The organism is Duganella alba (genome assembly GCF_009674495.1).
Classification (GTDB): domain Bacteria; phylum Pseudomonadota; class Gammaproteobacteria; order Burkholderiales; family Burkholderiaceae_D; genus Rugamonas; species Rugamonas alba.
The window spans coordinates 166,763-179,645 of record NZ_WKJN01000005.1 but is presented as its reverse complement, the minus strand read 5'-3'; the positions used below and the strand labels follow the sequence as shown (position 1 = coordinate 179,645).

The 12,883-nt window shown below is 53.2% G+C and carries 15 protein-coding genes; 6 read left to right on the top strand and 9 right to left on the bottom strand.

The genetic code is table 11. The features are described 5' to 3' along the window. Positions 1-249: 249 nt before the first annotated feature. Complete coding sequence (locus GJ695_RS06955) at positions 250-969, bottom strand: carbohydrate-binding family 9-like protein (RefSeq protein WP_208023372.1); 720 nt, start codon at positions 967-969, stop codon at positions 250-252. Between the two features lie 270 nt (positions 970-1,239). Here GJ695_RS06955 and GJ695_RS06950 point away from each other — a divergent pair, with 270 nt between their 5' ends. Then, entirely contained in the window at positions 1,240-1,515 is a 276-nt protein-coding gene (locus GJ695_RS06950; protein WP_154363231.1) for a BrnT family toxin, read from the top strand. Next, a complete protein-coding gene (locus GJ695_RS06945) occupies positions 1,472-1,762 on the top strand; it encodes a hypothetical protein (RefSeq protein ID WP_154363229.1) in 291 nt (96 codons plus the stop codon). The genes GJ695_RS06950 and GJ695_RS06945 overlap by 44 nt, the downstream gene beginning before the upstream one ends. Positions 1,763-1,890: 128 nt before the next feature. Here the strand turns inward: GJ695_RS06945 and GJ695_RS06940 are convergent, their stop codons facing one another. The 8 genes from GJ695_RS06940 to GJ695_RS06905 all read right to left on the bottom strand — a co-directional run bounded on the left by GJ695_RS06940 (position 1,891) and on the right by GJ695_RS06905 (position 10,216). Further along, positions 1,891-4,107 (bottom strand): tetratricopeptide repeat protein, encoded by a 2,217-nt coding sequence (locus tag GJ695_RS06940; RefSeq protein WP_154363227.1) that lies wholly within the window; start codon positions 4,105-4,107, stop codon positions 1,891-1,893. Between the two features lie 277 nt (positions 4,108-4,384). Further along, entirely contained in the window at positions 4,385-4,792 is a 408-nt protein-coding gene (locus tag GJ695_RS06935; protein ID WP_154363225.1) for a hypothetical protein, read from the bottom strand. 64 nt (positions 4,793-4,856) lie between these two features. Then, a complete protein-coding gene (locus GJ695_RS06930; RefSeq protein ID WP_154363223.1) occupies positions 4,857-5,387 on the bottom strand; it encodes a hypothetical protein in 531 nt (176 codons plus the stop codon). Positions 5,388-5,451: 64 nt separating this feature from the next. Beyond that, on the bottom strand, positions 5,452-5,871 hold the full coding sequence (locus GJ695_RS06925; RefSeq protein ID WP_154363221.1) for a hypothetical protein: 420 nt from the start codon (positions 5,869-5,871) through the stop codon (positions 5,452-5,454). A gap of 201 nt (positions 5,872-6,072) precedes the next feature. Beyond that, positions 6,073-6,792: an ankyrin repeat domain-containing protein gene (locus tag GJ695_RS06920; RefSeq protein ID WP_229260355.1), complete on the bottom strand. Its 720-nt coding sequence runs from the start codon at positions 6,790-6,792 to the stop codon at positions 6,073-6,075. A gap of 133 nt (positions 6,793-6,925) precedes the next feature. Continuing rightward, positions 6,926-7,942 carry a ketol-acid reductoisomerase gene (gene ilvC / locus GJ695_RS06915; protein ID WP_154363219.1) on the bottom strand — a complete coding sequence of 339 codons (1,017 nt, stop codon included), beginning with the start codon at positions 7,940-7,942 and terminating at the stop codon, positions 6,926-6,928. Positions 7,943-7,992: 50 nt separating this feature from the next. Next, the gene (ilvN, locus tag GJ695_RS06910; RefSeq protein WP_110849007.1) at positions 7,993-8,484 is read right to left on the bottom strand and encodes an acetolactate synthase small subunit; all 492 of its coding nucleotides are present in this window, start codon (positions 8,482-8,484) and stop codon (positions 7,993-7,995) included. 1 nt (position 8,485) lies between these two features. Further along, a complete protein-coding gene (locus GJ695_RS06905) occupies positions 8,486-10,216 on the bottom strand; it encodes an acetolactate synthase 3 catalytic subunit (protein ID WP_154363217.1) in 1,731 nt (576 codons plus the stop codon). Positions 10,217-10,674: 458 nt separating this feature from the next. Between GJ695_RS06905 and GJ695_RS06900 the strand changes: the two genes are divergently transcribed. From GJ695_RS06900 to GJ695_RS06885, 4 genes are read left to right on the top strand one after another with little or no spacing between them, the layout of a single operon-like run. Continuing rightward, positions 10,675-11,244, top strand: a complete 570-nt coding sequence (locus GJ695_RS06900; RefSeq protein WP_154363215.1) for an RNA polymerase sigma factor — start codon at positions 10,675-10,677, stop codon at positions 11,242-11,244. Next, positions 11,241-11,645 carry a DUF3619 family protein gene (locus tag GJ695_RS06895; protein ID WP_154363213.1) on the top strand — a complete coding sequence of 135 codons (405 nt, stop codon included), beginning with the start codon at positions 11,241-11,243 and terminating at the stop codon, positions 11,643-11,645. The genes GJ695_RS06900 and GJ695_RS06895 overlap by 4 nt, the downstream gene beginning before the upstream one ends. A 4-nt stretch (positions 11,646-11,649) precedes the next feature. After that, positions 11,650-12,351 (top strand): DUF3106 domain-containing protein, encoded by a 702-nt coding sequence (locus GJ695_RS06890; RefSeq protein ID WP_154363211.1) that lies wholly within the window; start codon positions 11,650-11,652, stop codon positions 12,349-12,351. Further along, entirely contained in the window at positions 12,341-12,868 is a 528-nt protein-coding gene (locus GJ695_RS06885; RefSeq protein ID WP_154363209.1) for an RDD family protein, read from the top strand. Before GJ695_RS06890 ends, GJ695_RS06885 begins: the two co-directional genes overlap by 11 nt. Positions 12,869-12,883: the final 15 nt, after the last annotated feature.

The following is a 12,883-nucleotide window of genomic DNA, read 5'->3' as shown; positions in this document are numbered from 1 at the left end:
TCTCCTTGGTTATGCCCGATTTTGGGCTTGTTATAAGTGGGTGGCTGCCGGGTGTTTTACTAAACGCCGGAGATCGCCTGCATGTCGTTGGACATCGCATTCACCCGTTGAAATTTATACAAAGGAACTTCATACGGCTCAACCAGTTTCCAAACATGGCGCGAAGTTTAGTTTGATTTACTAAACTGGCATGAGGCCGTTTTACGACACTTGCCTTGCGTGCGGCGCGAAGCGCTAAACACGAATCGGCTAATTTTTCTGCGTTGTGGTCTGCTCCAGAAAGTGCAGGAAGCCCCACCGTTCCGGCACATGCATATCGATCACGCCTTGCGGCGACCAGACCCAGTTGTCTTCATTGGGTTGGCCGGAGGTCCACTCCACGCGGCTGAAATTGATACGCCAGGTGGTGCCGTCGCGCGGCTTCGGCACCGCCTGCCGCGAGGCGAACGCGCTCAGCGGATAGGCGATTTCCACGGTCCAGCCGCGGTCCTTGTCGGTCGATTTGTTCAGCGTGCCCTGCACGGCGATGGCGGACTTCAGGCCCTGGATGTCCCAGCTGTTGTCGGGCTGGCCGTCCTGGTTGTAGGGCTTGGGCAAAAACAGATCCCAGCCGGTGTTCAGCGCGTTGATCTCGAATTCGTAATAGCTGTCGGTGTCCGGCAAGGGCCTGATGAAGACTTCGAAGTCGTTGTCCTTGAAGATCACGGAGTCATGCTGCGTCAGCGTGGCCTTGACGTCCGGCTCTTCCAGTTCGGCGGCGATGTAGAGGTACTGGTCGTCCCACAGCATCTTGACGCGCGTGCGGTACTTGGGACGCGGCTTGCTGTCGCCTTCGATATCCACGAAGTCAGCGGTCCACGGCGCGTTGCGCCAGGCCGCGTCATCGGGCTTGCCGTCGATGTGGATCGGCGCGGAGGCGCGCAGGCAAGGATAGGACAGCGGCGCCGACACACCTGCCGTGGCAGACATGACCACCCCCAGTCCGGCGCCCAACAGCACAGCCCACCCCGTCTTTGTCATCCAAACGCTCCTTGCATATAACTAATGACGTTATAGCAAGAAGCAGAGCGCGTACTCAACAAACTTTCAATTTTTGGCTGAATTTAGTGATTTTTACTAAACATTGGTGTCGTGAACTAAAAAAATCTGCATAAGAGTCGCCCTGATGTGCATCAATATCTCTCACCTCGATACAGGGCTAACATTGCAGTTGGCCGTTAACCAACCTAAAATTCGATCATGTGGATCACATACGATCCCGTCAAACGCGACCAGACGCTAGCCTCACGCGGCTTGGATTTCGCAGATGCCTCAATCATTCGTGGCGGCCGGCACTTCATCACTTCGGACACAAGAAAGACATACGGCGAAGAGCGCTTTATCTGCTATGGCATGCTGCACGGACGTATGGTCGTCATCTGTTACACGCCACGCGGCACAGGCTGCCACGTCTTCAGCATGAGGAAAGCCAATGAACGCGAACAGAAACGTTTTGCCGCACTCTTACGGCAGTGACTTTGCACTCGTCGATGCGCATGAAATTCAGCCCGAGGAATATGAGGAAATTCCAGAAATGGCCGATGATGCGATTACGTCGGGCACATTGAAGGCAGGAGGACGACCGATCTACTCTTACCAAAATGAACTTGTCACACTCCACCTTCCTGCGAATATTTTCGAGCGCTGGTTAGCCACAGGCCCTGGATGGGAGCAACGCATGACCGCGCGACTGAGCACGCTTAAGCCGTCGCACGAATCATAAGATGAATCCGCCACCGTACCGGTTACATAGTCGCATCGCTAGAACCACAAACCAGCAAGCAGATCTTACTTCGAACCAGCGATCTTACTTCACGGGCGGCTTTCGCCCCCAAAGCGGAAGCACGCAGATTACCGATACGGCACTTTTGACTTCCTGACGGTTACTTTATCCGCAATGCCGAGCCTTGAAAGACGATACCGGATGTTCCAGATGGAAGCAGCCGGCGTAGGGACTTTCGGCCCTAAAACAATTTCAGAGTCTTTTAATTTAAACAAAAATGGAGCTGTCTCACAATATAAATGACCAGGCGCTCTTTCATCCATTTTTATTCTGGAATTTCCAATATTCATCACACTCAAAGCCCTAGCTTCTTTTTCAGTCGAATATTGTTCATCTTTAAACAAATATAATATTTCCAACAAAATCGCAGTTGTGCAATATGCAATTTGATTCCAATTTTCAATGGAAACTTTATTTTTTAATTCAAATATACTTTCTAATGATTCACCTAAACTATCGAGAGTGTGAGCCACATCTTCGTCAGAATATTTTATCCAATATAACGAAGGAACTCCTATAGAATCGTTGAAATCCAATTCAGATCTTGTTTCGCTAGAAAAAAACTCGCGTGAGGTTCGTCGATCTCTAATGGTAACGGGGTCACCACTCGTATTATTCGGCTGCGTTGGCATTATTAAACAATACCCATGCCCATCTTTTCCATACGCTCGCCAGAGGTCAAGTCGATCTGATTCTTTTGTTAATGAAACAGTAAATACAGATGGTAGTAGTTGAGTGGTGGGATGGTTTTTTTCAAATGATCGAAAATAGTATTCATCAAATAACTCTGAAAGTTTAACGCTGGCTTCAGCAGCTTTTGGGTATTTTTTTGCACTTTCCAATGCATTAAATTCAAGCAATCTTCTTCCTTCAGAAGGATCGTTCATATAGTCTACATGATATTGACGAAGACAAGCAGTTTTTGAATTCTCTGCATCTAGCGACAAAATACTTTCAATTGCCTGCCATGTGGTAAAGTGTGCAAGTTTGGCTGGATGTTCGACTATATGTCTTTTACGTTGCTGAAAAAATTTTTCCTCCAAACCCTCAAGCACCGCTTCAATTTCATCAACCACGTACTTTTCCACGCCTTGATTAGAAATTGATTTAACTATATCTGCGATCATTGGATTAGACACAAATAACGCAGATTTTTTATGCCCGAGTGCAACCGCCCTCAAAAATAATTTATTAGCAGATTTGAAATCTTTACTTCCAAATTCCCCAATCCTGTACATTAGACCAAGATTAAACATTGCAACAGGATGGTCGAGAGAAACCGCTCTCTCATAATATTTTTTTGCTGAATCCTTATCCACCGAACCAAATTTTCCATTTTTGTAATTATAGGCTAACTGAAATATCGCATTGGAATTATCTAAGGCGGCTGCGTCCTCAAAACATCTCTTTGCGCTTTGGAAATCTGGTTCACCAAAAGCGCCTTCAGAATAAAAACCGCCAAGAGTACACATAGATGAACTGTGACCTAATGCGGCTGCTGACTCTAATAGTTCTTTTGCTTTCGCAATATTTGGATCGCCGCATTGTCCCTGTTTATACATAAGTGCCAAAGACCACATCGAGTCAGCATCACCTAGTGCGGTAGCACGCTCCAATAACAATTTTGCTTGAGTAAAGTCTTCCCTCCCAAATAAGCCATTTTTATGGCCTATAGCCAAATTAAAAATGGAATTGATGTGACCTTGAGATGCAGCTTTTTCATATAACTCTCTGGCTTTTTCACTATCACGCTCACATCCTAGACCATCTCTATACATTTCCGCCAACACTGTAAGAGAATCTGCGTCACCCGAAGCTGCAGCAAGTTCTAGTAAATCCTTGGCCTTGACTAAATTTGGCTCACCAAATTTCCCATATTTATATAGAAGTGCTAAGTTGAACATCGAATCAACGTCACCTAAAGCAATCGCTTTTTCGTATAGAATTTTTGCCTTTTCATAGTCAAGATCGACTAATTCTCCATCGTCATATAATAGTGCGGTCTTGAAAATACAATAAATATCGCCGGATTCAACAGCTTTTTCTAATAATGCCGTAGCCCTTAAAAAATCACGAGTGCCAAAGTCTCCAGCAAGATACATTACTGCTAGATCAAATCTCGATTTTTCATCACCCAACGAAATCGCTTGCTGAAGAAAATTTCTAGCTTGAGCTGCATTTGAATCCCCGAATTCTCCTTTTCGGTATCCAAGGGCAAGACTACGCATTGCATTGACATCTCCCTTTGATGCTGACTCTTCTAATTGCTTTTTTAATTCATTCACGGAAAAATACCTCAAATTGAATAGCTTAATGAATTGAAAACTAAAATCGGATAAAAGTTAGTATTACCAAAAATCCGGCCTCTCCTCCTGAACGTTATTCACTTAAAATCCCAATATAAAACAGAGCTCATGAGGTAACCTAATACAGCGACGAAGAACCAAAGGTAATTTCGTCAACCCTCGACTACAATACAACTAGCGACAGTCCTTGCAATCGTGCGACTGCTCATGGACGGACTCAGCCTTAGAATTTCTTTTTAAGGTACTCTCAGTGCTACTAAAACAAGGCCACGCAACTCCTCACCTGTGCCAAATCAAAGGATGCCTGGAGGTTACTCCATTCACCATTTAGCGGTAACCACCAATCAAGTCGCCCCACATAGTCAGAATAGTGCTCATTATCCGGTTTAAGGTCTAAATAGTTGTCCCATCGATCGCCAGCAGCAGTTGAAATTGAGGTCACCACATAATTTGGTTCGTCATCGATAGGGATATCGCTGCCATAGTTAGATATCCAGCCTCTTAATTCATTGGGACCGTGAGCCCATGAGGGTCCAGGATGCTCTGCAACGTAGCGAAGCATTTCGTGTGCGGCCTTATAGTCTTTGGCAACTAACTTTTCAGTCCACTTATGAGCAAACTTGATAACTTCTGATTCTATCGGCGGAAATGAAATTGAAAACATGCTCGCTCACATAAATCTTTATGCCAGTCAAACGGCAGCTATTGGCCGCCTTCAGTCAGATAAGTCAACGTGCATGATCAGCGGAGGCAGGGATTGCCTTGAAGATATTATTGATCTTCGCAACTGGATCATTAAATCCTCGATAAGCATTTGAAAATTTAATTTCTTTTACATAGTTACCAGCCCGCAGTTTAAGCGAAAAATAACAAGCTTTAATCAAACGGGAATTTAGCTCGGAGATGAAAATTTTTTCCGAGTACTCTGTGGCCGAATATTCTAGAATTTTCTCAGGCAATATGGCGAAACCGCTCCCAAGCATACTATCTACGATTTGACCATACTGGTGAGGCGAGATATAAGATTTTTGAGTTTCTTGCCCTGTAATTGTAAGTTCCGCCACGCCATTTCCAACAATATGGTAAAGGCGAGATGGCATCTCTTCGGTAGCCATTTGTTTATCACAAGTCATTTGCAAATCTATTTCAGATTCTTTGACATTGACAATAATTTCTTTATTGATTAACTGAGTTTTATCAGCGGCAGACGCTAGTGAGGCCGAAAAAAGACAAGTTAGGAAAATTATTGAAGTACGCATAAAACCTTGTAGCTTTTAGATAAATAAATTCTAGCAGGCAATGTCCGGTATTGGCCGGACCCGGTCAATCAAATTTATTCACGATGCGTTCAAGCCCCTCATTAACCTCTATCACGGCCTCGACCAGGTCGCTCAAGTCCTCTATGGAGAGTGGCAAGACAGACTGTTTGCCATCAGGATATCCTGCCACGTGAGCTATATGCGGCTCATGGAGTAGGAATGCCCATCGCCCATGTGCAAACCTATTTCGGGCCTCACGAATTACGTCAGCCTTGCTATACCAATCGAAGCATCGCTGATAGTGAACTTCATCCTTATGCATGCCCATAACCTGTGCATGAACGAAATTTTCCAATTTTTCCTGGAAGGGCATTTTCTCAACTACACCAGACAGATTAGCATTTAGGTCGAAAAACGTGTTCGCAAGGCTTAGCGCCAATTTGAATTCGATTGCCGAGAACACGACAAAAAACTTCCCAGGCATCTATAGGTATGCTCTTCGGCTATCTGCATAGCATTCGCTACAACGGGTGCTGAAACCAATTCGATCCCTTCGTCAGTGTTCGTTCTTGGCTGAATTCAGCAAAACCCGCTCCCCGCAGCTTGGTCTTCTTCAGCAATTCCTTAGCAAGCGTAACGGGAACAGCCGCTGTGGCGCTTAGAGCATTCGGAAGCTGGCTGTCGCTTACTTTACCACCCCTGCTTTCTGCATAAGTTTGGTTACCTGGGTATTTAAATCCGCAGCGCCGATGTCTTGAACAGTTTTTTGCAGATCGGTGCTCGCTTTTACCTTGGCTTTTGTTGCGGCGGATTGGTTTTCACAGGCGGTGAGCCACACCGTTTTGGCTTGGGCCATGTCGTGTGTTGCGCCGGCCGCCTCAAGAAGCTCGCGTGCTTTTTTATACGGCGGGACGGAGTTGGAGGTGTAATACGGTTGGGTCACGAACATGGGTATGAACTTGAACGGGTTGTCCAATACGGCAGGGTTACAGGTCCACAACGTCTGTTTCATCGAAAAGACTGCGGCTATCCACGGCGTGAGGCCCATCTCATCGGCATCGTTGATGTGGGCCTTGACCAGCCTGGAGGTCAGCAGCGCGGAGACGACGTTGGGATAGCCCATGTATGCCGCGGTCATGAGCGGTGATTGCTGGCCTTTTTCTTCTTCGAGCAGTCCGGCGGTGGCGCCGCTGGCGATGTATTGGCGGATGTCATCGGCAGCCTTTGCTTCTGCCGCCATCATGTCTTCCACACCGCCGCTCGTTTCGCCCATCACATAGATACGATCGACCAGCGCTTTGATTACCACGTCTGGCCTGCCCGGAAGATCTTCAGCTTTTGCGGAGCAAATGAAAATGAGAAAAGCCGACGCGCCGGCCAGCGCAGCTTGAGTAAAACTCTTCATGGATTCTTTCGCCAATTCAGTAATGCCATCAAGAATAGCATGTTGAAAATGACAAAAATGCGCGAAGTCTCACATGGCGTATGGGCGTAAAAAAGCCGGCATCAAGCCGGCTTTTTGTTGGAGAAGAAGCTGCTTAGTTCTTCGACTGGTCGACCATTTTGTTTTTGGCGATCCAAGGCATCATGGCGCGCAGTTTGGCGCCGACTTCTTCGATCTGGTGCTCGGCGGTCAGGCGACGACGCGAGATCAGGGTTGGTGCGCCGGCTTTGTTTTCCAAGATGAAGGACTTGGCGTATTCGCCGGTCTGGATGTCTTTCAGGCACTGGCGCATCGCGTCCTTGGTCGCCGCGGTCACGACTTTAGGACCGGTCACGTACTCGCCGTATTCGGCGTTGTTCGAGATCGAGTAGTTCATGTTGGCGATGCCGCCTTCGTAGATCAGGTCGACGATCAGTTTCAGTTCGTGCAGGCACTCGAAGTACGCCATTTCCGGCGCGTAGCCCGCTTCGGTCAGGGTTTCGAAGCCGGCTTTGATCAGCTCGACCGCGCCGCCGCACAGCACCGCTTGCTCGCCGAACAGGTCGGTCTCGGTTTCTTCGCGGAAGTTGGTTTCGATGATGCCGGCCTTGCCGCCGCCGTTGGCCGATGCGTACGACAGGGCGATGTCACGGGCCACGCCGGACTTGTCCTGGTACACGGCGATCAGGTGTGGCACGCCGCCGCCCTGGGTGTAGGTGGCGCGCACGGTGTGGCCTGGGGCTTTCGGCGCGACCATGATGACGTCCAGATCGGCGCGTGGCACAACCTGGCCGTAGTGCACGTTGAAGCCGTGGGCGAAGGCCAGTACCGCGCCTTGCTTGGCGTTCGGTGCGACGTTTTCGTTGTAGACCTGGGCGATGTTCTCGTCCGGCAGCAGGATCATGATGACGTCGGCGGCTTTGACGGCTTCGTTCACTTCGGCGACTTTCAGGCCGGCTTTCTCAACCTTGGTCCACGACGCGCCGCCCTTGCGCAGGCCGACCGTCACATTGACGCCGGAGTCGCTCAGGTTTTGTGCGTGGGCGTGGCCCTGCGAGCCGTAGCCGATGATGGCGACGTTCTTGCCTTTGATCAGGGAGAGGTCAGCGTCTTTGTCGTAGAAAACTTTCATGATTATTCCTAAATAAATTCGTTATAAATTGTTTGTTATGGGTGAAGGTCTCAGACCTTCAGGATGCGTTCGCCGCGTCCGATGCCGGAACCGCCGGTACGGACCGTTTCGAGGATCGAGGCACGGTCGATCGAGTCGATGAACGCGTCGAGCTTGCTCTTGGCGCCGGTCAGTTCGATCGTGTAGCTCTTTTCGGTGACGTCGATGATGCGGCCGCGGAAGATGTCCGCCGTGCGCTTCATCTCTTCCCGCTCCTTGCCCACCGCGCGCACTTTGATCAGCATCAGCTCGCGTTCGATGTGATGGCCTTCGGTCAGGTCCACCACCTTCACCACTTCGATCAGGCGGTTCAGGTGCTTGGTGATCTGCTCGATGATGTCATCCGAACCGGAGGTGACGATGGTCATCCGCGACAGCGTCGGGTCTTCGGTCGGCGCCACGGTCAGCGTTTCGATGTTGTAGCCGCGTGCCGAGAACAGGCCCACCACACGGGACAGCGCGCCGGCTTCGTTTTCCAGCAATACAGAGATAATGTGTCGCATGTTAGAGATCCTCCGAACCCAGCAGCATTTCGGAGAGGCCTTTGCCCGCCTTCACCATCGGCCACACGTTTTCCGATTGATCGGTAATGAAGTTCATGAAGACCAGCTTGTCTTTCATGGCAAACGCGTCGCGCAGCGCGCCGTCCACATCGTTCGGATTCTCGATGCGCATGCCGACGTGGCCATAGGCCTCGGCCAGCTTCTCGAAGTTCGGCAGCGAGTCCATGTAGGACTCGGAATAGCGCGAACCGTAGTCGATCTGCTGCCACTGGCGGACCATGCCGAGGAAGCGGTTGTTCAGCATGATGATCTTCGGCGTCAGGTGGTACTGCTTGCAGGTAGCCAGTTCCTGGATGCACATCTGGATCGAGCCCTCGCCGGTGATGCAGGCGACGGTGGCGTCCGGATTGGCCATCTGCACGCCCATGGCGTATGGCAGGCCGACCCCCATGGTGCCCAGGCCGCCCGAGTTGACCCAGCGCTTAGGCTTGTCGAACGGGTAGTACTGCGCGGCCCACATCTGGTGCTGACCGACGTCGGAGGTGATGAAGGCGTCGCCCTTGGTCACTTCCCACAGTTTTTCCACCACCGATTGCGGCTTGATCACCAGGTCCGAGGTTGGGTATTTGAGGCAGTCGCGGCCGCGCCATTCGTTGACCTGTTTCCACCAGTCCTTGAGCGCAGGCGCGTTCGGCTTGGCGTCCGCAGCGTCGAGCTGGGCCAGGAATTCGATCAGCACGTCCTTGACGTTGCCGACGATCGGAATGTCCACTTTCACGCGCTTGGAGATCGACGATGGATCGATGTCCACGTGGATGATCTTGCGCGGGTTGGAGGCGAAGTGCTTCGGGTTGCCGATCACGCGGTCGTCGAAGCGCGCGCCGATGGCGATCAGCACGTCGCAGTGCTGCATGGCCATATTGGCTTCGTAGGTGCCGTGCATGCCGGGCATGCCGACGAAGTTCTCGCTCGACGCTTTATACGCGCCCAGGCCCATCAGCGTGTTGGTGACCGGGAAGCCGAGCTTGTCGACCAGCTTGTTCAGTTCCGGCGCCGCATTGGCCAGGATCACGCCGCCGCCAGTGTAGATCATCGGACGTTCGGCTTGCAGCAGCAGCTGGACTGCCTTGCGGATCTGGCCCGAGTGACCCTTGTCGACCGGTTTGTACGACCGCATCTCGACCTCTTTCGGGTACGAGAAGGTCGTCTTGTGCATCGAGATATCCTTCGGAATATCGACCAGCACAGGGCCTGGACGGCCGGTGCGGGCGATGAAGAAGGCTTTCTTGACGGTTTCCGCCAAATCCTTGACGTCTTTGACGAGGAAATTGTGCTTGACCACCGGACGGGTGATACCGACCGTGTCGCATTCCTGGAACGCATCCTGGCCAATGGCGTGGCTCGGCACCTGGCCGGAGATCACCACCATCGGGATGGAATCCATGTACGCGGTGGACAGACCGGTGACGGCATTGGTGACGCCCGGACCGGACGTGACCAGCGCGACACCAACCTTGTTCGACGAGCGCGAGTAAGCATCGGCGGCGTGGACCGCAGCCTGCTCATGGCGTACCAGAACGTGTTGGAATTTGTCTTGCTTGAAGATGGCGTCGTAGATGTACAGGACGGCTCCACCCGGATAACCAAAGACGTGCTCGACGCCCTCTTCGGCCAGGCAGCGCACCAGTATTTCTGCGCCAGTAAGTTGTGATGACGATGCTTCGGTGTTCATGAAACATTCCTTTCAAGGTCCATTGGAGATTGATCGGATGCTCTGTCCTGACGAAGTATGCCTACCGCTACAGCTCTGCCCAGCTTCCCTTTATTTATGCGGTCGCACTGCCTCTTCCGTCAACCGTAGTGACGTGCAAAGCGGTGCTAGCGCAAACTCTCGTTTGGCCGGGTTTTCCGTAGTGGTTATGCGTACCTCTCGTACTTGTGGTACGGGCGAGAGCAAACTGCCTACATATGAAAGCGCGTCGTGTCGTTGCGGCGTTGTGTGCCTGCGGCGACCAGACCATAGAGCTTCGGGGTTGTTCAAAGCGTCCCATAAGTTACACCCGCCGCCCCCGTTTGGGCAAGGGATAATTCGGAAATTGATCAGTTTTGACGTAAAACCATGCAAAACACGACGTTTTTTGCTAGCATGCGCCTCAGTTCAAAAAACCCGGCAGCCCCCTTCCCCGACGCATGGCCACAGACAAAGAATTATCCGACTTCCTCGAAAACGTCGAACGCCGGGCCTTCAAGCAAGCCGTCTACGCAGTACGCAAGGACGAATCCGCCCTGGACATCGTGCAGGACGCGATGATCAAGCTCGCCGAAAAATACGGCGACAAGCCGGCCGCCGAGCTGCCGATGCTGTTCCAGCGCATCCTGCAGACCACCATCCTCGATTATTTCCGTCGCGAAAAGGTGCGCAACACCTGGGTCAGCCTGTTTTCCGGCATGGGCCCCTCGGGAGAGGACCACGAGGACTTTGATATACTCGAATCCTATGCCGCCGAGGCCGGTTCCGAGGCCGCCGAATCGGGCGCGGACAAGATCGAGCGCCAGCAGACGCTGGAAATCATCGATGCCGAAGTACAAAAGCTTCCGGCACGTCAACGAGAAGCCTTCCTTCTGCGTTATTGGCAGGATATGGATGTCGCCGAAACCGCCGAGGCCATGGGCTGCTCGGAAGGCAGCGTCAAAACGCATTGCTCTCGTGCAACACATGCGCTGGCCGAGGCGCTGGCAGCCAAGGGAATTAAATTATGAACACCGACGATCTGAACTTTGCTTACAAGGTGCGCCACGCGCTCAATGAAAGACTGGACGAGCTGCCCGCTTCGACCACGGACCGCCTGGCGCAGGCGCGCAAGATGGCGCTCGCCCGCAAGAAAGCCCATGTGGAAGTGCCGCTGGCCGTGCGCGTGCTGAAGACCGAGCTGGCCTCGGCCGGCGGCGGCTTCATGTCGCAGTTCAACTGGCTGGGCCGCTGGGGCATGCTGGTGCCGGCGCTGGCCCTGGTGGTCGGCATGGTCGGCATCTACCAGTACGAACAGCAGGAACGCATCGCCGACCTGGCCGAAATCGACGCCGCTGTGCTGTCCGATGAATTGCCGCTGGACGCCTATCTGGACCACGGCTTCAACGCCTATCTGACGCAAAGCGAGTAAGCCTATGGCATGGAGCGGTCGCGCCAAGTGGAGCGCAGGAGCAGCGGTGGCGGCGGTCGCATTGGGCGGCGCGGCGTGGCTGGGCAGCCAGCCGGACGCGCCGGCGCTGGTGAAGGCGCCGGTGGCGGCCGTCACGGGCGGCAAGAGCGCCGCCAACGCCCCTGAAAAAACACTCTGGAAGGATCTGTCGCCTGCACAGCAGCAGGCGCTGGAGCCGCTCGCCGGCGAGTGGGACAGGATGGAACCGGTCCGCAAGCAGAAATGGCTGGGCATCGCCAGGCGCTATGCGCACATGAAGGCCGACGAACAGGTGCGCGTGCAGGAGCGCATGCGCGAATGGGTGCGCATGACGCCGGAAGAACGCCGCCAGGTGCGCCAGAACTATGCCCGCGCGCAAAAGCTGAATCCGGCGCAGAAGTCGATTTCGTGGGAAGAGTACCAGCAGCTCTCGGACGAGCAGAAAAAACAACTGGCCGCCAAGGCCGCGACCAAGAAACAGGTGGTCAATCTGCCGACGCCGGCACAGGCCAAGATGGCCACGCCCGCCCCGATCAAGCCGGTGGCGCCGCCTGCCGCGCCGGTCGTGCCGCCGGTGGCAACGCCGCCAGCCGATCCGAACGCGCCGCTGCCGAACGCGTCCAACGTGACGCCGATTCCGCCGTCCTCCACACCGCCTACGCAAGGCACGCCTGCCGATGTCAAATAACCTGGTCACCACCTTCCCGACCGTCAAGCGCCGCCTGATTTCGATGGTGTACGAATCGCTGCTTGGCTTTGCCGTGCTGTTCCTGCCATTCCTGATCTTCGAGATCGCCACCCACGCCAGTCACGCGCCGCTGATCGAGCACATGCGCCAGGCGCTGGCCTTCCTGGTACTGGGCTTCTACTTCATCCACCAATGGACGCGCGATGGCCAGACGCTGGCTATGAAAACCTGGCGCATGAAGCTGGTGGGCGTGGACGGTGGCATGGTGTCGCCGCGCGCGGCCGCCGTGCGCTACCTGGCCAGCTGGATGTGGGTGCTGCCGGCGCTGCTGGTGGCGCTGGCGTTCGACCTGCACAAGTGGCAGGCGCTGGGCGCGGTCTTCGCCGGCATCCTGCTGTGGTCGCTGACCGCCTTCCTCGACAAGGATCGCCAGTTCCTGCACGACAAGCTGGCCGGCACGCGCCTGGTGCAGCTGCCCCCGCTGCCGAAGAAAAAGAAGGCCACCGCGCCAGTGTAATTTTTCTAACCTTTC

Bases quoted from the DNA above. Each gene is read 5' to 3' on its own strand.
- GJ695_RS06955 (WP_208023372.1), bottom strand. From the start codon at position 969: ATGTCTGCCACGGCAGGTGTGTCGGCGCCGCTGTCCTATCCTTGCCTG.
- GJ695_RS06950 (WP_154363231.1), top strand. From the start codon at position 1,240: ATGTGGATCACATACGATCCCGTCAAACGCGACCAGACGCTAGCCTCA.
- GJ695_RS06945 (WP_154363229.1), top strand. From the start codon at position 1,472: ATGAACGCGAACAGAAACGTTTTGCCGCACTCTTACGGCAGTGACTTT.
- GJ695_RS06935 (WP_154363225.1), bottom strand. From the start codon at position 4,792: ATGTTTTCAATTTCATTTCCGCCGATAGAATCAGAAGTTATCAAGTTT.
- GJ695_RS06930 (WP_154363223.1), bottom strand. From the start codon at position 5,387: ATGCGTACTTCAATAATTTTCCTAACTTGTCTTTTTTCGGCCTCACTA.
- GJ695_RS06925 (WP_154363221.1), bottom strand. From the start codon at position 5,871: ATGCCTGGGAAGTTTTTTGTCGTGTTCTCGGCAATCGAATTCAAATTG.
- GJ695_RS06920 (WP_229260355.1), bottom strand. From the start codon at position 6,792: ATGAAGAGTTTTACTCAAGCTGCGCTGGCCGGCGCGTCGGCTTTTCTC.
- ilvC (WP_154363219.1), bottom strand. From the start codon at position 7,942: ATGAAAGTTTTCTACGACAAAGACGCTGACCTCTCCCTGATCAAAGGC.
- ilvN (WP_110849007.1), bottom strand. From the start codon at position 8,484: ATGCGACACATTATCTCTGTATTGCTGGAAAACGAAGCCGGCGCGCTG.
- GJ695_RS06905 (WP_154363217.1), bottom strand. From the start codon at position 10,216: ATGAACACCGAAGCATCGTCATCACAACTTACTGGCGCAGAAATACTG.
- GJ695_RS06900 (WP_154363215.1), top strand. From the start codon at position 10,675: ATGGCCACAGACAAAGAATTATCCGACTTCCTCGAAAACGTCGAACGC.
- GJ695_RS06895 (WP_154363213.1), top strand. From the start codon at position 11,241: ATGAACACCGACGATCTGAACTTTGCTTACAAGGTGCGCCACGCGCTC.
- GJ695_RS06890 (WP_154363211.1), top strand. From the start codon at position 11,650: ATGGCATGGAGCGGTCGCGCCAAGTGGAGCGCAGGAGCAGCGGTGGCG.
- GJ695_RS06885 (WP_154363209.1), top strand. From the start codon at position 12,341: ATGTCAAATAACCTGGTCACCACCTTCCCGACCGTCAAGCGCCGCCTG.